The 19,972-nt window shown below is 71.7% G+C and carries 17 protein-coding genes; 10 read left to right on the top strand and 7 right to left on the bottom strand.

The features are described 5' to 3' along the window. Positions 1-20 precede the first annotated feature (20 nt). The 3 genes from OF850_RS01090 to OF850_RS01100 are packed head-to-tail and all read left to right on the top strand — an operon-like array spanning position 21 to position 3,255. A complete protein-coding gene (locus OF850_RS01090) occupies positions 21-338 on the top strand; it encodes a hypothetical protein (protein ID WP_301587816.1) in 318 nt (105 codons plus the stop codon). Further along, positions 338-2,257 carry an ATP-binding protein gene (locus OF850_RS01095; protein WP_301587817.1) on the top strand — a complete coding sequence of 640 codons (1,920 nt, stop codon included), beginning with the start codon at positions 338-340 and terminating at the stop codon, positions 2,255-2,257. Before OF850_RS01090 ends, OF850_RS01095 begins: the two co-directional genes overlap by 1 nt. Then, entirely contained in the window at positions 2,254-3,255 is a 1,002-nt protein-coding gene (locus tag OF850_RS01100; RefSeq protein WP_301587818.1) for a hypothetical protein, read from the top strand. The genes OF850_RS01095 and OF850_RS01100 overlap by 4 nt, the downstream gene beginning before the upstream one ends. Here the strand turns inward: OF850_RS01100 and OF850_RS01105 are convergent. Both OF850_RS01105 and ssb read right to left on the bottom strand, forming a co-directional pair. After that, the gene (locus tag OF850_RS01105) at positions 3,252-4,040 is read right to left on the bottom strand and encodes a helix-turn-helix transcriptional regulator (RefSeq protein WP_301587819.1); all 789 of its coding nucleotides are present in this window, start codon (positions 4,038-4,040) and stop codon (positions 3,252-3,254) included. The genes OF850_RS01100 and OF850_RS01105 overlap by 4 nt on opposite strands. 114 nt (positions 4,041-4,154) lie before the next feature. Continuing rightward, positions 4,155-4,643: a single-stranded DNA-binding protein gene (ssb, locus tag OF850_RS01110; protein ID WP_301587820.1), complete on the bottom strand. Its 489-nt coding sequence runs from the start codon at positions 4,641-4,643 to the stop codon at positions 4,155-4,157. Positions 4,644-4,796: 153 nt separating this feature from the next. Between ssb and OF850_RS01115 the strand changes: the two genes are divergently transcribed. Further along, positions 4,797-4,961 carry a hypothetical protein gene (locus OF850_RS01115; RefSeq protein ID WP_301587821.1) on the top strand — a complete coding sequence of 55 codons (165 nt, stop codon included), beginning with the start codon at positions 4,797-4,799 and terminating at the stop codon, positions 4,959-4,961. A 6-nt stretch (positions 4,962-4,967) separates the two neighbouring features. Here the strand turns inward: OF850_RS01115 and OF850_RS01120 are convergent, their stop codons facing one another. Continuing rightward, on the bottom strand, positions 4,968-8,087 hold the full coding sequence (locus OF850_RS01120) for an efflux RND transporter permease subunit (protein ID WP_301587822.1): 3,120 nt from the start codon (positions 8,085-8,087) through the stop codon (positions 4,968-4,970). 10 nt (positions 8,088-8,097) lie between these two features. Beyond that, the gene (locus OF850_RS01125; RefSeq protein ID WP_301587823.1) at positions 8,098-9,291 is read right to left on the bottom strand and encodes an efflux RND transporter periplasmic adaptor subunit; all 1,194 of its coding nucleotides are present in this window, start codon (positions 9,289-9,291) and stop codon (positions 8,098-8,100) included. Positions 9,292-9,448: 157 nt separating this feature from the next. On the opposite strand from OF850_RS01125, the gene OF850_RS01130 reads away from it, so the two are divergent. Continuing rightward, the gene (locus OF850_RS01130; RefSeq protein ID WP_301587824.1) at positions 9,449-10,114 is read left to right on the top strand and encodes a TetR/AcrR family transcriptional regulator; all 666 of its coding nucleotides are present in this window, start codon (positions 9,449-9,451) and stop codon (positions 10,112-10,114) included. Continuing rightward, entirely contained in the window at positions 10,078-11,469 is a 1,392-nt protein-coding gene (locus OF850_RS01135) for an amidase (protein ID WP_301587825.1), read from the top strand. Before OF850_RS01130 ends, OF850_RS01135 begins: the two co-directional genes overlap by 37 nt. Before the next feature lie 4 nt (positions 11,470-11,473). Here the strand turns inward: OF850_RS01135 and OF850_RS01140 are convergent, their stop codons facing one another. Continuing rightward, positions 11,474-12,445 carry a Bug family tripartite tricarboxylate transporter substrate binding protein gene (locus OF850_RS01140; RefSeq protein ID WP_301587826.1) on the bottom strand — a complete coding sequence of 324 codons (972 nt, stop codon included), beginning with the start codon at positions 12,443-12,445 and terminating at the stop codon, positions 11,474-11,476. A 139-nt stretch (positions 12,446-12,584) separates the two neighbouring features. On the opposite strand from OF850_RS01140, the gene OF850_RS01145 reads away from it, so the two are divergent. Continuing rightward, entirely contained in the window at positions 12,585-13,370 is a 786-nt protein-coding gene (locus OF850_RS01145; RefSeq protein WP_301587827.1) for an IclR family transcriptional regulator, read from the top strand. A gap of 25 nt (positions 13,371-13,395) precedes the next feature. Next, positions 13,396-15,204, top strand: a complete 1,809-nt coding sequence (locus tag OF850_RS01150; protein WP_301587828.1) for a thiamine pyrophosphate-binding protein — start codon at positions 13,396-13,398, stop codon at positions 15,202-15,204. Here the strand turns inward: OF850_RS01150 and OF850_RS01155 are convergent. Continuing rightward, a complete protein-coding gene (locus tag OF850_RS01155; protein ID WP_301587829.1) occupies positions 15,201-16,094 on the bottom strand; it encodes an amidohydrolase family protein in 894 nt (297 codons plus the stop codon). The two genes, OF850_RS01150 and OF850_RS01155, sit on opposite strands and share 4 nt — an antisense overlap. A 178-nt stretch (positions 16,095-16,272) precedes the next feature. Here OF850_RS01155 and OF850_RS01160 point away from each other — a divergent pair, with 178 nt between their 5' ends. Together OF850_RS01160 and OF850_RS01165 are read left to right on the top strand one after the other, a co-directional pair. Next, on the top strand, positions 16,273-17,985 hold the full coding sequence (locus OF850_RS01160; RefSeq protein WP_301587830.1) for a thiamine pyrophosphate-binding protein: 1,713 nt from the start codon (positions 16,273-16,275) through the stop codon (positions 17,983-17,985). A gap of 56 nt (positions 17,986-18,041) precedes the next feature. Continuing rightward, a complete protein-coding gene (locus OF850_RS01165; RefSeq protein ID WP_301587831.1) occupies positions 18,042-18,722 on the top strand; it encodes a GntR family transcriptional regulator in 681 nt (226 codons plus the stop codon). A gap of 14 nt (positions 18,723-18,736) precedes the next feature. Here OF850_RS01165 and OF850_RS01170 read toward each other — a convergent pair whose 3' ends face one another. Then, positions 18,737-19,954, bottom strand: a complete 1,218-nt coding sequence (locus OF850_RS01170; protein WP_301587832.1) for a M48 family metalloprotease — start codon at positions 19,952-19,954, stop codon at positions 18,737-18,739. Between the last annotated feature and the right edge of the window lie 18 nt (positions 19,955-19,972).

The following is a 19,972-nucleotide window of genomic DNA, read 5'->3' on the forward strand; positions in this document are numbered from 1 at the left end:
GCCAAACGGGAGCAACACCCATGCCCGGTCCGCGACCCAAGTCCGAAGCCAGGGACGGCCACGCCGCGCGCCTGGCCGCGCTGGCCGACCGGCTGCGCCGCGCCCAGGCGACGGAGATCCGTCTCGACGAGAAGCTGCGCCAGCTTCAGGCCGAGCAGGAGGAGAACCGCCGCCGCGCCCGCGAGGAGTTCGGCACGGACGACCCCGACGCCCTGCGCCGCATCGCTGAGGAACGACGCGCCGAGGCGGATGTCATGCTGCGCGAGCTTGAGGCGGCGCTGGACGAGGCGGAGGAGGCCATCGCCCAGGCCACGCCCGACGGGGCGGCACCGCGCTGATGCGCGCCGGCCCGGCCCAGCCCTTGCTGCGCCGCCTCGATGAGGTCCGGCGTGGCTTCGCCGTGCTGGAGGGCCGGCGAGATGCCGTCGCGCGCCGCGCCGCGACGCTGCGCGAGAACGTCGCCGCCGCCAAGGGAAGGCTGGACGCCAAGCCCGAGGTGGACGCGCTGTTGGAGGAGATGCAGGAGGCCGGGCACCGCCGCACCCTCGGCTCCTACGAGGCGATGCTTTCCGCCATCGCGCAGGACGTGCTGGGGCCAGGCGTCGCGATCCGGCTTGCCCTGGGTACGGAGCGCGGCTTGCCGAGCCTGGACATCGAGGCGGAGCAGGACGGGGCGCGCTGTTCCGTGCTGGATGGCTGCGGCGGTTCGCTGAACAACGTGGTCAGCGCCGGGCTGCGCGCCATCGCCACCATGAAGTCGGGGCTGCGGCCCTTCCTGGCGCTCGACGAGGCGGATTGCTGGATCCGCCCCGGCCGCGTGCAGCTTTTCTGCCACGTGCTGCGCCGCCTGTCCGAGCGCATCGGCATGCAGACCCTCGCGGTGAGTCACCATGACGTGTCGAGCCTGGGCGGCGCGATCGCCATCATCGGGCTGGAGGCGCGGCGCGAGGGCGTGGCGGCGGTCGTCCAGGCCGAAGGGCCGGCCTGGCCCGACGAGGAGATTCGCGGCATCCGCTCGATCCGGCTGGTGAATTTCGGCTCCATCCGCGACGCCACCATCCCGCTCGGTCCCGGTGTCACCGCCATCACCGGCGAGAACAACATCGGCAAAAGCCGCTTCATCCGCGCGCTGCGCTGCGTCTTCTATGGCGGGGCGGAGGGCGGCGACGGCGACATCCGCCACGGGCAGAAGCAGGCGGAGGTGGAGATCGCGCTGGAGTACGGGCGCCGCCTGCTTTGGTCGCGCCGGCCCGGACGCAATCCCGTGACGCTGTGGACGCTTTTCGAGCGCGACGGCAGCGTGGCCGAGTGGAAGGGCGGCGCATGCCGCGCCGGCGGCCGCCTGCCGCCCGACTGGCTGCGCGAGGCGCTGGGCCTTGGCCGCGTGGACGAGATGGATTTGCAGGTGTCCCGGCAAGCGGCGCCGGTCTTCCTGCTGGGCGAGACGCCGTCGCGCCGCGCCTCCGTGCTCTCGCTGGGGCGGGAAAGCGGCTACCTGCGCGGCATGATCGAGCGTCACCGGCAGAATTGCGGTGAGGATTCCGCGCTGGTCCGCCAGGGCGAGGCAGAGCTTGCGGTGCTGGAGCGCGAGGCGGCGCTGCTGGACGCCATCCTGTCGCGCCGGCCGGACCTGGAGACGCTGCGGCGCGTCGCGGAAGGCGCCGACGCCTTGGCGCGCACTGCCGATGCCACCGCGGACAAGGCGGCGGCGATCGAAGTGCGAGGTGGAGAGATACTGGCGGCACGCGGCGCCTTGGAACGCATGACGGAGCGTCTGCGCGCGGCGGAAGCCATGCCGGACGGCGCTGGTGCCGCGCTCGGTGCGGCGGATCGGGCACACTGGCTCGCTGCGCGGATCTCCGCCGCCGCAAAGGGGGAAGCAAGGCTTTCCGCTGCGGCGGCCGCCTGCGCGCGGCTGCCGGGCGACGCGCCTGTGCTGCCCGACGCGTCGGCGCCCCTCGCCGCCGAGGCGACGCTGCGGCGCGCGGAGGCGCGAGTGCGTGGCATCGGCCAGGCGCGGGCCGCGCTGCGGCCGCTTCCCGCCGCGGTTCCCGTTCCGCCTGATGCGGACCGAGCCGAGGCGATGGCGGCGCGGCTGTTGCAGGGGGTGGAGGAGGCAAATGCCACCGAAGCGGCCTTGCGCGAGGCTGCTTCCGCCGTGACGGCGCTTGAACGCGCGCGCGAGGAGGCGCTGGCCGAGATGGATGTGTGCCCCGTTTGCGGCGGTGGGCTGCTTGCGATGGCGGGGGCGGCATGAACGGATTTCCCGTCGTCGCGGCGCGCGGCGTGCTGTTCATCGGCGACGTGCATCTTTGGTCACGCCGGCCGGGACGGCGGCTGGACGAGGATTACGCCGCCTGCGTGCTGGAAAAGCTGCGCTTCGCGCTGAATGCCGCCGCGTCGCGCGACCTGCTGCCGGTCTTTCTCGGCGACATGTTCCATGCGGCGCGCGAGGCGGATGACGGGCTGAAGGCGCGCCTCCTGCGCCTGCTGCTGGCGCAGCCGCGCCGCGCCTGGAGCAATGTCGGCAACCACGACGTCTCGGGGCTTGCGCTCGCGGAAAGCGACAGCCTTTCGCTGCTCCTCGCCGCAGGGGCGCTGCACGCGGTGCCGCAGGGCGGTGCAGGCGTCGTGGTGGAAGGCGAGGGAAGGCGCGTCGGCATCGGCTTCACGCCGCACGGGGTGGAGATCCCGGACTGCGTGGCAGGGGCGTTCGGCGAGACGATGCCGGATGCGACGGTTTGGGTCACGCATCACGACCTCGCCTTCAACAGCCGCTACCCCGGCAGCACGGCGTTGAAGCCAATCGCCGGGTGCCGCCTCGCGCTCAACGGGCACATGCACGTGGGATGCGCGCCGGTGGAGATGGGCGAGACCACCTGGATGAACCCGGGCGCGCTCACGCGCGTCAGCGTCACCGAGGCCGCGCACGCGCCCTGCGTGTGGGAGTTGCGCTTCAGCGACTGGGGAATGCGACGCATCGAGGTGCCGCATCGCCGCGACGCCTTCGACCTGACCGGGAAGCTGGTGCAGCCGGAAGCGCCGCGCCGCGATGCGGCGGAGCGCGATGCCTTCGACAGCGCCTTCGCCTCGCTGCTCGAAAGCAGCATGATGGACCCGGTGGCGGCGGATGACGGAGCCTTCCTGCGCGAGATGATCGAGGCGCGGCTTGCGGCGGGCGACGTGTCTCCCGCGGCGCGGCGCATCGTGCTCGGGCTGCTGGAGGATGCGGCGGGGCGCGGCGGTTCGCGCTAGGCGTCGTTGTCGGCGTGCTGCGGGCGCGTGCCGCGCGCCGTGCCGGCCTCGCCGGGTCGCAGCGCCTCGAAGGGTATGGCGAGCAGGGCGAGGTCGCGTGGGAGGAAACCCAGCATCTCGCCGGTTCGCGCGTCCAGCGTCGTCAGCCGCGACAGCGGACCCAGCGCGCCCATGTCCAGGGCGGCCATGATGCCCTGGTTGCGGCAGGCCTCGAGTTCCTCGCCCTCCTCCGTGTCCTCGATGTCGGAGTCGTCAGGTTCGGGGGTGAAGAGCAGGGGCAGCGGATCACCGGCGAGATGAACCAGCGCCTGGCCGGGCGGCAATCCGCCATGGGGCGCGGCGTCGCCGGAACTGCTGGAGAAGAGGCGCCACAGGCTGATCTGGTCGGGACGCAGCGCGACCTCGTGCGTCACACTCGCGAAGACGAGGAAGCGGCCTTCCTCGGCCGGGACGCGCAGCGCATCGCGCACGCGATCCAGTTCCGGCGGCGACAGGATGAGGCGCGCGGCGGCGCCGCCGCGCAGGGAGACGCTGAGCGTCCAGACGCGGCCGGCGCCGTCGGCCGCATTTGGCTGCCGTGGCGCGCTGCTTGCCGGAGGGGAGGGGAACACCTCGTCCAGCGCGCGGCCCAGCGAGGCGGCGATGCGCATGGCGAGGCCGATGCGCGGGACCTGCGCGCCGCTCTCGATGCGCTGGATCTGCTGTTGGCTGGTCCGTGCGCGGCTTGCGAGGTCGCGCTGGCTCCAGCCCAGCCGCTTCCGCCATGCCTGCACCCGGTTCGCCATGAATCCTCCTGACACGAATCCGTGTCAGTCGGCGGTTACCATGGTCGTTTCCCGTTTCGCAAGAAAAGCGCCCGAAGGCGCTTTTCCCGTGTGTGCCGTGCTGTGCGTGACGCCTCAGAAAGGCACGTCATCCGCCGCATCCCAGCCGCCCCGCGGTGCGCGCCGCGACGCTGCGGCGCGTGCGCGCGGCTTGGAGACCGGCGACGACTCGACCGGAGCCGGCGCTTCCTCCTCCTCGCGCGAATCGTCTGCGTTGCCGCGTCCGCCGACCAGGGTCAGCTCGCCGCGGAACTGCCGCAGCACGATCTCGGTGGTGTACTTGTCCTGGCCGTCCTGGCCCTGCCACTTGCGCGTCTCCAGCTGGCCTTCGAGGTAGACCTCGCTGCCCTTCTTCAGGAAGCGCTCGGCAATCTCGCCCAGCTTCTCGTTGAAGATCGCCACCGAGTGCCACTCGGTGCGCTCCTGCTGGTTGCCTTCGCGGTCCTTGTAGCGCTCCGACGTCGCTACGCGGAGGTTCACCACCTTGCCGCCATTCTGGAAGTTCCGCACCTCGGGGTCCTTCCCGAGACGACCCAGAATCAGCGCCTTGTTCATACCCGCCATGGGGCTCGCTCCTTCGCCTGGCCGCGGCCCCCATGGGAGGATTCCCTGTCCGCTGCCGAGCTGGTTTCTAGCACAAGGCGCGGACGACGAGAACAAAAAAAGAACAAAGGTACGTCGAGGCAGCGTCGCGGCACCCCGTGGCGTTCTGGCTCCATGAACGACACGGACAAGAAGCGGCCCCCCGAGACCAAGGAGGCCCTGGCGAAGCGCGCGGCGGAGTTGGAGAAGCGCCGCGTCGGCCCGGAAAGCGAGGAGCGCAAGTCGCCCGGCGGACCGCAATCGCGCCTGTCGGACGAGATCGTGCCCTCCGGGAGCTGAGGTGGATCAGGCCTCGCGGGGGCGCAGGAAGCGCAGTCGGCGCGCCACCCACAAGCCAAGGTCGTCCACCACCACGTAGAAGGCCGGCACTACCACGAGGCTCAGCAGCGTCGAGGTGACGAGGCCGCCGATCACCACCAGCGCCATGGGCGCGCGGAACTCCGCGTCGGCGCCGATGCCGGCGGCGATGTGCGCCATGCCCGCCGTCATGGCGATGGTGGTCATGATGATCGGCCGGGCGCGCTTGCGCGCCGCCTCCATCAGCGCCGCCTCTCGCGCCAGCCCCGCCCGCCGCGCCTCGATCGCGTATTCGACGAGGAGGATGGAGTTCTTGGCGACGATGCCCATGAGCATCAGCACGCCGATCACCGCCGAGACGCCGAGAGCCTTCTGCGCGAGCAGCAGCGCCATCAGCGCCCCGCCCAGCGAGAGCGGCAGGGCGGACATGATGGTGAGCGGCTGCAGGAACCCGCCGAAGAGCAGCACGAGCACGAGGTATATCAGCAGCACGCCGGTCCCGAGCGCCATGACGAAGCCGCTGAACAGCTCCGTCATGATTTCCTTGTCGCCCGTCTCGCGCTCGCGCACGCCGGGGGGGAGGTTTCGCATGATGGGCAACTGCGCGATGCGCGCCGTCGCCTCGCCCAGCGGCATGCCGTTCAGCTCCGCCTCCACTGTGGCCTGGCGCACGCGGTCCAGCCGGTCGATCTGCGCCGGGCCCGCGCCGTGACGGATCTCCGCCACCGCGTCGAGCGGGATGGGCATGTCGGCACGGCCGGCGACGCGCAGGGAGCGCAGCGCGTCGAGGTCATTGCGCGCCTCCACGTCCAGCATCACGCGGATCGGGATTTGCCGGTCGGGCAGGTTGAAGCGGGCGAGGTTCTGGTCCGTGTCGCCGATCGTCGCGATGCGCGCCGTCAGGCCGATGGCGGTGGGCGAGACGCCCAGTTCCGCCGCGCGCGCCTCGCGCGGGACGATCTGCAGTTCCGGCCGTTCCAGGCTGGCGACGGAGCGCGCGCCGGCCAGGCCAGGCACGGTCCGCATCTGCTGCTCCAACTCGCGCGCCGCGGCGGCGAGCGTCCGGGCATCCTCGCCGATCAGGGTGATGGTGGCCTTGGCGCCGCTCATTCCGTCCGCGCCGAAGCGCACGCGGGCACCAGGGATGGCCTCCAGCTGGGGGCGGAGCTCCGCCTCGAATTGCTGCTGGCTCAGCCTGCGATCGCCGCGCGGGCGCAGGGTGATGATGAGGTTGGCGTTGCGCGGGTCGCCCTGCATGGTGGTGGAGCCCATGCCGGGGCCGCCCACCATGCTCGCCGTGCCGAGCGAGGCGAAGACGGATTCCACCTCCGGCCGCTCGCGCAGGATGCGCGTGGCCCGGGCAACGGCGCGGTCTGTGTCGGCCAGGGTGGCGCCGGGGGCGAGTTCCATGGCGAGGGCCGAGCGGCCGCGATCGGCGGCGGGCACGAAGTCCTGCGGGATCATCGGCACGAGCGCGACGGACAGGCCGAAGAAGGCCGCGGCGCCGCCCAGGGTCAGCCAGCGGTGGCGTAGGCACCAGCGCAGCAGGGCCATGTAGCGCCGCCCGACCCAGCCATCGCCCACCTCCTCCGACCGGTTGTCGTTGCGGACGCGCAGCAGGTAAGCGCCCATGAGCGGCGTCAGCAGCCGCGCGACGACAAGGGAGAAGGTGACGGCAGCCGCGACGGTCAGGCCGAACTGACGGAAGAACTGGCCGGGGATGCCCGGCATGAAGGCGACGGGCACGAAGACCGCGAGGATCGTCGCCGTCGTCGCCACCACGGCGAGGCCGATCTCGGCCGAGGCGTCCAGCGCCGCGCGGAACGGACCGCGCTCCGGCCTTTCCTTCAGGTGGCGGACGATGTTCTCGATTTCGACGATCGCGTCGTCCACCAGCACGCCCACCACCAGAGTCAGCGCCAGCAGGGTGATGTTGGACAGGGCGTAGCCGAGCCACGACATGACGAGGAAGGTCGGGATGAGCGAGAGCGGCATGGCGACGCAGGCGATCACCGTCGCGCGCCAGTCGCGCAGGAAGATCCACACCACGACCACGGCCAGCGCCATGCCGACCAGCAGCGCCTCCACCGCGGCGATGTAGCCCGCTTCCACGAAGGCGACGGTGGAGGTGACGCGCTGGATGCGCACGCCCGGGTGCTGCTGCTCCAGCAGGGCGGCGCGGGCCGCCACCTGCCGGGCCACGCGCACCTCGGAGCTGTCGCGGGTCCGCAGCACCTCGAAGGCGACGACGGGCTGGCCGTCCAGCCGGGCGGCGGTGCGGATCTCGGCCGTCGCATCCGTCACCTCGGCAAGGTCGCCGAGGCGCGCGGTGCGGCCGCCGGGCAGGATGATGGGACGCGCCCGCAGCGCCTCAACCGAGGTGGCGGAGCCGAGGGTGCGGATGCTCTGCTCGCTTTCGCCGAGCGTGCCGCGCCCGCCGGGCAGGTTGATGTTGCCGGCGCGAAGCTGGTCGTTCACCTGCGCGGCGGTGATGCCGAGGGCTAGTAGCCGGTCGGGGCGCAGGGCGATGCGGATCTCCCGCTCCACCCCGCCGACGCGGTTCACCTGGCCGACGCCGCGCACGGACAGCAGCGACTTCGCGACCGTGTCCTGCACGAACCAGGACAGCTCGGCCGGGGACATGTGGGGGGCGGAGACGGTGTAGGTGACGATGGCGCCGCCCGTGATCTCGACGCGCGACACGATGGGGTCGCGGATGGCGGCGGGCAGGTCGGCGCGGATCTGCGCCACCTTGTCGCGCACGTCATTCGCCGCGCGGTCCGGGCTCTTGCCCAGCGCGAACTCGATGATCGTGATGGACATGCTGTCCTGCACGACGGAGTTGATGCGCTTCACGTCGCCCAGGCCCGAGACGGCGTCCTCGACGCGGCGCGTCACCTGGGTTTCCAGTTCCGATGGCGCGGCGCCCGGCTGCATGATGGTGACGACCACGGCCGGGAGGTCGAGGTCGGGCGTGTTGTTCACCCGCAGCCCCGGAAAGGCGAGGAGGCCCGCCACCGTCATCAGAAGGAAGAGCACGATGGTGGGGATCGGATTGCGGATCGCCCAGCCTGAGATGTTGGCGTGGTCGTGTTGGCGCTCGCTCATCGGGGCCCCCTCAGCGCGCCGCCGATGCGGACTGGCTCGCGCGCGGCTCCGGCGCGACCCGAACGCGGTCTTCATCAGCCAGGAAGCCGGCGCCCTGCGTCACCACGCGGTCGCCCTCGCGCAAGCCTTGCGTGACCTCGACCAGGCCTTCCCGGCGCTGGCCGGTCGCGACGGTGCGCTGCATCGCCTTCTCGCCATCCTCGGACAGGACAAAGGCCACGGCTTGGCCGCCGCGAAACACCACCGCTTCCTGCGGCACCACGAGGGCGGGGGCGCTGCCGGCGCCGATCTCGGCACGGGCGAACTGCCCGACGCGCAGCCCAGCCTCCGGCGGCAGCACGACATGGACGATGCCGAGGCGGGTCGTCCCCTCCACCGTGGGAAAGATGGCGCGGACGCGCCCGGCGATCTCGCGCTCGCCATGAAGGACGCGGACCTCCTGGCCCGGTTCGACGCGGGCCAGTTCGAGCTCGGGCACGCGGGCCTCCAGCTCCAGGCGGTCGTCGCGGATCAGGCGGAACATCTCCTGGCCCGGCTGCACCACGGCGCCCAGAAGGACGGAGCGGCGCGAGACCGTGCCGTCCGTGGGGGCGGCGATGCGGGTCTGGGCGAGGCGGGACGCGGCCTCGTCGCGCCGGGCACGGCCGGCGGCGAGCCGCGCCTCGGCCTGACGCGTCACGGACTGGCGCTGTTCCAGCGTGGCACGGGCGACGGATTCGGTGCGGGCGAGGTCGGCGGCGCGGCGCTGCTCGGCCTCGGCGATGCGGAGCGCGGCTTCCGCCTCGGCCACCGCTGCCTCGGCCTGGGCCAGCAGGGCCTCGGGCACCGAGGGGTCCAGGCGGACCAGGACCTGCCCGGCGCGGACGCGGTCGCCCGGCTCGAAGCTGGCCTCGATGACACGGAACCCGCCCGTCTCGACGCCGACGACCAGTTCCTGCCACGCGGCCACGGAGCCGTCGCCGATCACCGGGCGCAGCAGGGAGCGGCGCTCGACCGGGCGCACGGCGACGGTGAGGGCGGCGGGCGCCGCGGCGATGGCGGCAGGGGGAGGGGCTTCGGCGGGACGGTGCGTCCAGCCCCACCATCCGCCCACACCCAGCACGGCCAGGACGGGCAGCCAAAGCCATGCGCGCCCACGCCGGGGCGCGGGGGAAGCCTGGACCTCGGCGGGGCTGGTGCGTTCAGGAAGGTTGTGGTCGGGCATGGCTCTCTTCACGCGGAAGGGGCTTGGCTCCGGCCTCCGCACTCCCCATCTTGGGCTTATTGACCCAATCGTCAATAGAGGAGTCGACCCCCTGACGGTATCGCCACCCAACGCTTCCTCCCGCCGGCGGCTTCCTCCCGAGGCGCGGCAGCCGCAATTGCTTGACGCCGCCTTCGAGGAATTCGCCGCGCATGGCTATGCCGGGGCGAAGATGACCGCGGTGGCGCAGCGCGCGGGCGTCGCGAAGGGCCTCGTCTACCACTACTACCCCTCCAAGGAGGCGCTGTTCCGCGCGGTGATGCAGGCCTGCCTGGAGCCGGTCTTCGCCGAGGCGGAGCGGGAGGCGACGGACGAGGACGTGCCGGCCACCGTCATGCTGGAGCGCCTCCTCGACCTCGCCTACGCGGAGCGGGAAGGGCAGGAAAGGCAGTGCATCCTGTTCCGCCTCATCGTCGCCGAGGGGCAGCGCTTCCCCGAATTGTCCGCCTGGTACGAGGAGGCGGTGTTTCGCCGCGCCGTCGCCATCGCCCGCGCCGTCCTGCGCCATGGCGCCCGGCGCGGCGAGTTCGACGCCGCGCTGGCGGAGCAGGAGGGCATGGCCGAGGTGCTGCTGGCCCCCGCCATCATGAACGAGGTGTGGCGCATGATGCTGGGCGAGGGGCGTGCGCCGTCGCGCGCTGGGATGCACGCGGCGCAGGCGGCGCTGCTGGCCCGCGCCCTGGCGCCTGGCGGGATGGACGCGCGGGGCGGCGGGCGGGATGCTGGCGGCAAAGAAGGAAACGCCGCATGCCCAGCTACTCGCCGCGCCACTTCCGCGCCCTGAGCTTTCACGACGTCGTCGCACGGTTCCGCGACGGCGGCGATACGCCGCGCGCCTACCTGGAGCGCTGCCTGGAAACGATCGGGGTGCGCGAGCCCGAGGTGCGGGCCTGGGTCTGCCTGAACGAGGCGGGCGCGCGGGAGGCGGCGGATGCGAGCACGCAGCGCTGGAAGGCTGGATCTCCTCTTTCGCCCATCGATGGGATGCCCATCGGCATCAAGGACCTGCTCGAGACGCGCGACATGCCGACCGAGATGGGCGCCGAGGCGCTGAAGGGGAACTTCCCGAAACGCGACAACGCCGCCGTCTGGGCGCTGCGCGAGGCCGGCGCGGTGGTGCTGGGCAAGACCGTGACCGCGGAGCTTGGCGGGTCGCATCCCGGGCCGACGCGCCATCCCTTCGACCCGGCGCGCACGCCGGGCGGCTCCTCCTCTGGCTCGGCGGCGGCGGTGGCGGCGCGGATGGTGCCGGCGGCGATCGGCACGCAGGTCGCGGGCTCGATCATCCGGCCGGCGGCCTATTGCGGCAACTGGGCGCTGAAGCCGAGCCAGGGCGCGATCAATCGCGGCGAGCGCCAAGCCACCAGCATGAGCACGCACGGCGCCCATGCGGGCTCGGCCGAGGATATGTGGCAGGTCATGATCGAGATCGCCCGGCGCGCCGGCGGCGACCCGGGGCGCATGGCCCTGCGCGGCCCCGACGCGCCGCCCGCGCCGCGCCGCCCGGCCACGCTGGCGCTGATGGAAGGCGAAGCCTGGCCGCGCCTGGATGCCACGAGCCGCGCGGTGTTCGAGGCGCTGGTGGAGCGGCTGCGCGAGGCGCAGGTTACGGTGCTGCGCGCTTCCGACAACCCGGCGCTGGCGGAGTTCGAGCGCCACCTGCATGGTGTGCAGGAGATGTGCAACAGCATCACCGGCTGGGAGAACCATTGGTCCCTGCGCGCCCTAATCACGAACCACCCGGATGGGGTGAGCGCGCGCACGAAGGCGACGGTGGAAGCGGCGGAGCGGCTGGGGCCAAAGGGCTACGAGGCGCTGCTGGAAAAGCGGGAGGCGCTGCGTGAGGCTTGGCGCGCCCTCGGGACGCTGGCGGAGGCGATCATCGCGCCCGCCTCGCCCGGTCCGGCGCCGCTGTGGTCCGGCGACGTGCCGGGGCAGCCGCTGGAGCCGCGGCCGACCGGCGACACGGTGTTCAACACGGTCAGTTCCGCGCTGGGCGCCCCGGTGGTGACGGCGCCGATGATGGCCGTGGGCGGCATGCCCTTCGGCGTGCAGGTGGTCGGCCCGGTGGGAGCCGAGGCGGCGGTGACCGCCATCGCCCGCTGGATGGGCGAGGCCATCGAACCCGTGGAGGGGTAGGGCGCTACTGCGGCTCGATGCCGGCAGCGCGCACCACCGTCGCCCAGCGATCCACCTCCGAGCGCACCATCTGGAGCAGCGCCTCCGGCCCCTGGCGGTCCGGCGCGGCGGGGATGGAGCCGAGGTCCTCGATGCGGCGGCGGATGGTCGGGTCGGCGAGGGCCGCGCGGAGCGCCTGGTCCAGCCGCTCCACCACCGGAGCGGGGGTGCCGCGCGGGGCAAAGATCGCGTTCCAGCCTTGGAAAATGTAGTCAGGCACGCCGGCCTCGCGCGCGGAGGGCACGTTGGGCGCGTTCGGGTTTCGCTCGGCGGCGGCGGTGAGCAGGCCGCGCATGGTGCCCGACTGGATCTGCGGCACGGCGGCAGGCGCCAGAAGGCACGCGCTGTCCACCTGCTGCGCCACCACGTCGTTCATGGCCGGACCTTCGCCGCGATAAGGGATGTTGTTCATCCTGGCGCCGGTGAGATGCGCGAAGAGCGCGCAGGCTAGGTGGTTCGTGGAGCCGATGCCGGCATGACCGTTGGAAACGCGGCCCGGATTTTCGCGCACCAGTGCCAGAAACTCCCCCATGGTGTTCACCGGAAGCCCGTTCCGCACCACGAAGAAGAGGGGCGTGCCGGCGATCAGCCCGATGGGCTGCAGCTCGCGCGGGTCGTACTGGATGGAGCGGTAGATGGACGGCGCGGCCGAGTGGCTGCCGAGACTGCCGACCGTCAGGGTGTGACCATCCGGCACCGCCTGGGCGCCGCGCGCGCCGCCGATGGTGCCGCCGGCACCGGAGACATTCTCCACCATCACGCGCTGGTTCAGCGTGCGCGACATGTGGTCGGCGACGATGCGCGCCAGCACATCGGTGGCCCCTCCGGGAGCGAAGACCACCAGCATGGTGATGGGGCGGCTGGTGAAATCCTGGGCGCGTAGACCAGGGGCACATGCCAGCAGGGCCACCAGTGCGGCCGCGAAGAGACGCTTCATCCGATTCCTCCCGTCTTGTCGAAGTCCCTTGGCACTAGGCTTAAGGCCCCCTGCGTTTCGGAGAGCGAACCGCCTTTCGCATCATGAGGTCAAGCGTCTATCATGACGAAATGCGATTCATGCTGAGACATCCTGCGCCATGACCGCCGGGAAGGACCCCTACCACCTCGCCTCGCTACATCGGGGGCTGGAGGTGATCGACTGCTTCGCGCGCCGGCAATCCTGGTCGCTGGCGGAGCTTTCGGCGGCACTGGGCCAGAACAAGGCGACGGTATTCCGCGTCCTCCATACGCTGGAGCAGTTCGGTTACCTCACGAAGGACCCCGCCACCGGGCATTACTCGCTGGGGCTGCGCTTCCACGCGTTGGGCGCGGCCGCGGTGCGGCATGAGCAGCTGCGCTGGCAGGCCCTGCCGCCCTTGCAGGACCTCGCCGAAGCAACGGGCGAGACGGTGCATGTCGGCATCCTGCACGACGGCGTCGCGGTAACGGTGCAGATCGTCGAGGGCACGCACGCAGTGCGGATGCATTCGGTCGTGGGCAAGCGCAGCCCCGCCCATGCGAGCGCGCTGGGCAAGGTGCTGCTCGCCTTTCTTCCGGATGCGGAGGTGGAGGCCGCCATCGCCGCTCACGGCATGAAGCGCTTCACCGCCGCGACCCTCACGACGCCCGGCGCGCTGCGCAAGGCGCTGCACCACATCCGCCAGGACGGCTTCGCCCAGGACGAGGAGGAGCAGGAGGTCGGGCTGCGCTGCATCGCCGTGCCCGTCGCCGACCACACCGGCCGGCCGACGGCGGCCCTTGCCATCTCGGCGCCTGCGTCGCGCATGGACGGCGCCCGCGTCGCCGCGCTGGTGCCGCAGCTGAAGGCCAGCGCCTCGCGCATCTCGCGCATGCTCGGCAGCCCTTCCATGGCCGCCGCCTGAACGACGACACGGGAGAAAAACGACCATGGACGGAAGGGACCGCCAGGTGCTGATGAACGGCGCCGACATCATCGTGGACCATCTGGTGAAGCAGAAGGTCCCCTACCTGTTCGGGCTGTGCGGGCACGGCATCACCGGCTTCATGGACGCGGCCTTCAAGGCGCAGAACCGCATAAGAACGATCTCCACCCACCACGAGCAGACGGCGGGCCACATGGCCGATGCCTACTTCAAGGTGCGCGGCGAGCCGGTGGCAACCTTCACCTCCTGCGGGCCGGGCTCGGCCAACATCGTGATGGCAATGGCCGCGGCGATGATGGACTCCTCCGCTTTCCTGGCCATCACCGGCAACGTGCCGACCGGGCAGTTCAACCGCGGGCCCTTCCAGGAGACGGGGCGGCATTTCCAGGGCGACTTCCCCTCGGTGGTGCGACCCTACGTCAAGCGCTCATTCCAGCCGACGCGGGCGGACATGGTGCCGCTGGCGATCACCCAGGCCTGGGACCTGCTGACCTCCGGCCGGCCCGGGCCGGTCAATCTCGACGTGCCGCTGAACGTCTTTGTGGAGGAAGCGAGTGTGGGCGGGGGCGGCACGGCGACGCCGGTGATCAACGGCACGCCGGGCAATCCGAAGGCGCTCTCGGCCGCGCTGGACGTGCTGCTGGCGGCGAGGCAGCCCGTCATCATCGCGGGCCAGGGCGTGCTGCTGGGCAAGGCGAGCGAGGCGCTGGTCGCCTTCGCGGAACGCACGCGCATCCCGGTTGTCACCAGCCCGAACGGCAAGGGAGCGATCCCGGACCGGCACGAACTGGCCTTTGGCGCCATCGGCCGCAACGGCGCCTATGCGGCGAATGACGCGACCAGGAATGCCGACGTGATCCTTGCCATCGGCTTCTCCTTCGACGATCGCGCGACCAGCGCCTGGCTTGACGGCTACACGCTGTCCGTGCCGCCCTCGCGCCTCATCCAGATCGACATCGACCCGTCGGAGATCGGTCGCAACTACCCGGCCGAGTTCGGCATACTGGGCGACGCGAAGGCCAGCCTGGACCTGCTGGCCGAGATGGCCGAGGGGCGCATCGGCGGCGGGCGGGACAGCCTCGCATCCTGGCTTGGGCGGCTGGAGAAGGGTCGCGCGGTCTGGCGCGAATACCAATCCGGCCTCGCGGAGAGCGACCAGATGCCGCTGCGGCCCGAGCGGCTGATGCGCGCCCTGTCGCGCGCCGTGCCCGAGGATGCGGTGGTCGCGTCCGATGTCGGTGTGCATCACAACTGGATCATTCAGCTGATGGACACGCTGCGGCCGCGCCACCTGATCCATTCCTGGGGCTTCGCGGCGATGGGCTTCGCGACCTCCGGCATCCTGGGGGCGAAGCTGGCCGCGCCGGACCGGCCCTGCGTGGCGGTGGTGGGCGACGGTTCCTTCCTGATGACGCCGCACGCCATGGCGACGGCGGTGGAATACGAAATCCCCGTGGTCTGGGTGGTGTGGAACAACCATGGCTACGGCTCGATCCGCGACATCCAGCACGGCATGTTCGGCGGGCGCGAACTGGCCACGGCCTTCGAGATCCAGCGCTCCGGCGAATCCTATAGCCCCGACTTCGCGATGATGGCGAAGTCCTTCGGCGTGCCCTCGCATCGCGTCACGCACGCTGACGAGGTGGAGGACGCGATCGGGACCGCCATCAAGGCGAACCGGCCTTACCTGGTGGAGGTGCCGGTGGATCGCGACATCCGTCCGATCGGCACGGGTTCGTGGGATTTGCCGCCGTTGCCGCCGCCGGAGCCGAACTTCCTGAAGGCGCTGGCGGCGCGCGGGCTGAGTCTCTAGCCGAAGCCGTAGAGCCGCGCCGGGTTGTCGCGGAGGATGGCGTCGCGCCGCGCGCCGTCGGGCACCCATTCGGCCAGGAGGTCCAGCAACGCGCCGTCATTCGGCATGGCGCGGTACTGGGCCACGTGGGGCCAGTCGCTGCCCCAAAGGACGCGCTCCGGCGCCGCTTCCACCACGCGATGCGCCATCTCCGTCACGTCGCCATAGGGAAGGGTGGCTTCGGCGGAGATGCGGTAATGGCCGGTCAGCTTCACCCAGAACAGCCCGTCGCGCAGCATCGCCAGGAATTCCCGGAAGCCGGGATGGGTGGCCCCGCCGCGCGCCACCTTTGTGTAGCCGACATGGCCGACCGAAACCGGCACTCGCACCGCCCGTGCCAAGTCGCGCAGCGCGGTGGGGTCGTCCTCCACATGCACGAGGAGCTCGACATGCCAGCCCAGGGCCCGGATGCGCGCCGCGACTGAGCCCAGCGCGGCGAGGGAGCGGAAGGGCATACCGCCCTTGTCCACGAGGTTCACGCGGATGCCGCGTGCCCCCTTCGCGTGCATAGATCGGAGCTCTGCCTCCGTGACGTCCTCGCCGACGGCGACGACCGCCCGCAGGCGGCCGGGGTGGGCGCTCGCGGCGTCCAGCACGGCGCGGTTGTCCGTGCCGTGGACGCTGGCCTGCACCACCACGCCGCGCGAAACTCCCAGCACGTCATGCAGGGCGAGGAGTTGGTCCACGCCATTGTCCGGTGGGGTGTAGCCGCGGGCCGCCTGATAGGGATACCGCGCCGCGTCGAAGACATGGGCATGCGCGTCGCAGGCGCCCTCCGGCAGACGCAGCGCCGGGCGGCGCGGCGAGGGGTCGGGACCCAGGCAGACGGGAATCTTCTCGTCCGGCGCCATCACGTCCTCCTTCCGCATGCGGCGCGCGAGGGTGCTTCGGGTGTGGCAGGACGGCAAGCGCCGCGCTGGCTGAGCCGCACCGAAGAGAGTCCGTGGACGAGCCCGGTGGCTCGGCGAGCCGCTGGCGCCAGGCTGCGTTATACGATATATCAAAGACCGAACGAACCGAGGAAACGCGATGCCCGTCCCGCCTTTGCTCTCCGAGCCCGTGCCCGCTCCGGACGCCATCGCGGCGGTGCTGCAGGAGGCGGGCATCGACATGGTGTTTGGCATCTCGGGCGGGCACACGGGCACGGTTTTCGCCGCGCTGTCGCGTTGCCAGAACGCCATCCGCACCGTGCTGGTGCGCGAGGAGTCGCTCGCGGGGGTGATGGCCGAGGTTTATGGGCGGTTGACCGGGCGGCCCGGGGTGGTGCTGGGGCAGGGGCCCTGGGTGCTCGGCAACGGGCTGATCGGCACCATCGAGGCCTTCCTGTCCAGCACGCCCATGCTGCTGCTGACCGACTTCAGCGACACGCCGCCCTATTCGCTGCATGGCCCCTACCAGTCCGGCACAGGCGACTACGGGTCCTGGGACGCGCGGCGGGCCTTTGGCGGCGTGACCAAGCAGGTCTTCTCGGCGCTGGAGCCGGGCCAGGCCGTGCAGGCGACGCAGCTTGCGATCAAGCACTCCCTCGCCGGTCAGCCCGGGCCGGTCGCGGTGCTGCTTTCCATCGCCGCCTTGTCGGGGCAGGTGGGACCGGAAACGCGGCCGCGTCTTTACCCCACGGCAAACTACCTCCCCCCGCGCGCGGGCGGCGCGCCGGAAGCGGCGGTGCGCGAGGCCACGCAGGCCGTCGCGGCGGCGCAGCGGCCGGTGATCGTCGCGGGGAACGGCGTGCGCATCGCCCGCGCCTTCGCCCCCCTGCAGGAACTGGCCGAGCGGCTGGGCTGCCCGGTGGTGACGACCCCCTCGGGCAAGGGCGCGCTGGCGGAGACACATCCGCTGGCGCTGGGCGTCTTCGGCACCTATGGCACGGCGGCGGCCAATGCCTGCGTGGCGGAAGCGGACCTCGTGCTGGTGGTGGGATCGAAGCTCACCGCCTCCGACACGGCGCGGGAGAACACGGCGCTGCTTGATCCCGAGCGGCAGGTCTTCGTGCAGGTGGACGTAGAACCGCGCAACGCCGCCTGGACCTTTCCTGCCGAGCATCAGCTCCTCGGCGATGCGGGCGCCGTGCTGCGGCAGCTTCGCGCCGCCATGCCGGAGCGGGACCGTGCGGCGGGCGAGGCGCGGGTGGCGGCGCACCGGGCGGAGCACGGGCATTTCGACGGGCCGGGCTACGAGGCGGCGGACGCGCCGGTGCATCCGCAGCGCATCGTCGGCGCGCTGCACAAGATCCTGCCCGAGGATGCGATGGTCACCTGCGACGCGGGCGAGAACCGCATCTTCATGATGCACTTGTTCCAGACCCGCGCCGCCGGCTCCTTCATCCAGGCGGCCGGGGCTGGGCCGATGGGCTTCGCCATCCCGGCCGCGCTGGCGGCGAAGCTGGTGCATCCCGAGCGCGCCGTGGTGGCGGTGTGCGGCGATGGCGGGTTCGCCATGACCATGAACGGGCTGATGACCGCCATCGAGCACGACCTGCCCGTCGTCGTGGTCGTGTTCAACAACAGTGCCCTTGGCTGGTCGCTCCATTCGCGCGGTCCCTTCGCGGCGGAGTTCAAGGATTTCGACCACGCCGCCATCGCCGGGGCGATGGGCTGCGCCGGGTTCCGCGTCGAGCGTCCGGAGGAGCTGGAGCCGGCCCTTGAGGCGGCGCTGGCGGCGGGGCGCCCGGCGGTGGTGGACGTGCGGACCTCGCTCTCCACTTCCTACATCGACATGACCTCGCCGCTTGCGAAGGGCTGAAGGGGGCGGCACATGACCTCATGGCCCCCATCATGCCGGCGCCGCGGAGAAGCCGCGTGAGCGCCCCGAAACCGGCGCCGCGGGCGCTCGACCCCATCGGCCGCCGCAACCTCGGCACGCTCGCCTATGAGAAGCTGCGCAAGGCGCTGACCACCGGCGAGCTGCGCCCGGGCGAGAGGCTGAACGGGCGCGACCTCGCCACGCGTCTGGGCACCAGCCTGACGCCGGTGCGGGAGGCGCTGCTGCAGCTCACCGCCGAGGGCGCGCTGGAGATGCAGGCCGGGCGCTACTTCACCGTGCCGGTGCTGACGCGCGCCGCCTATCTGGAACTGCGCGAGCTTCGCATGGCGATGGAGGGCATGGCCGCGGAAAAGGCTGCGGAGCGGGTCACGCAGCCTAGCCTCAACCGGCTGGCGCAGGTCCATGAGAAGCTGATGCAGGCCAAGGCGCGCGAGGATTTCACCGCCGCCCTGCGCTGGAACGAGGAGTTCCACCTCCTGCTCGCGGGGGCTGCCGGGATGCCGCGGCTGCTGAGGCTGGTGGAGGGGCTGTGGTCGCAGAGCGGCCCGTTCCTGAACTACCTGTTCGACAGTGCCGGGGCGACGGTGCCGGACCCGCATCCGCACATGCTCGTCCTGAAAGCGCTGCGCGAACGGGACGGGGTGGCGGCAGGGGCGGCGATCCGCCGCGACATCCTGGAGGGTGGCGCCAAGCTGCTGCCGCACCTCGCGGAATAGCGGGGCGCCGCGTCCTACACGCGCCGCGGTTGCGGGGGTGCCGCGGCGTCGGGGTCCTGGCCGGCACGGCGGGCATTCTCGCGCAGGGCCTGGTTCTGCATGACCGCAGGATCCTTGGTCTGCGCGAAATGCGCCATCGCATCCAGCCTTTCGAGGAACGGGCTTCGCGCTTCCGTTGCCGCGTCGGTGGGCGCCGGCACCGGCGCTGCCTCGATGGCGGGGAGGGGGCCTGGGTCGCGCCCGCTCGCGAAGCGCACCAGAGCGGCCACGCGCTCGTCGATCGGGGGATGGGTCGCGAACCATCCGGCGCCGCGCGACAGCGCCGCGTCGTGCAGGAACAGGGCCCGCACCTGGTCCGGGATGCGCGGCAACTCGGGAAGCTGGGCGACCTTTCGCAAGGCCGAGATCATCGCGTCCGCGTCCTGCGTCATCTCCACCGCCCCCGCATCCGCCAGGTATTCCCGGTTCCGCGACAGGGCCATGCGCAGCACGATGGCCAAGAGATGCGCGAGCGCCGCGATCACGACCGCAATCGCGATCAGCGCCAGCGTGGCGCCCGAGCCGCCCCCGCGGCCCTTTCCGCCTCCCGAGGAGGAAGAGCGCCGCCTCCGCTCCGTGCCGCCCTCCCAGCGCATCAGGCGCAGCATGCGCCACACCGGGTCCGTCACCAGGGTGATCACGCCGACGAACACGGCGGCGATCACGCCGAGCCGTGCGTCGCCGTTGCGGATATGGCTGAGCTCATGCGCGAGGACCGCCGAGAGCTCGCGGTCGTCCATGGCCTCGATCAGGCCGCGCGTGACGGTCACCGAGGCCTGCCGCCGCGTCAGCCCCGCGGCATAGGCGTTGCGGGCCGGCGTCTCGATGACCGACAGGCGCGGGAGGGGCATGCCGCGGCTGATGCACAGCGTCTCGGTCAAGCGCCAAAGTCGCGGCTCCTGTCGTGGGTCCGTGATGCGCCGGGCACCCGTCACGAAGTCGAGGATGCGGGTGTGGGCGAACCAGGCAATGGCGAACCAGAGGCCGGCCAGCAGGATCGCGGCGGGGATGATGGTGGGCAGCAGGCCGGCGGCGCGCCTCAGCCCCTCCTGAACGCTCGCGGCGTCGCCGGCCACGAGCAGCAGTGCCAAGGCGTAGCCCATCGCGGCGAGGAGAAGCGGAAACCCGGCCAGGAGCAGGATGGAGCGGAGCGCCGTGTTCCATGCGTGGGTGCGAAGCCCGAATGTCTGCATGGCGGCCCCGGCCCGTGG

It is taken from the genome of Sabulicella glaciei (assembly GCF_026183895.1).
GTDB classification, from domain to species: Bacteria; Pseudomonadota; Alphaproteobacteria; order Acetobacterales; family Acetobacteraceae; genus Roseococcus; species Roseococcus glaciei.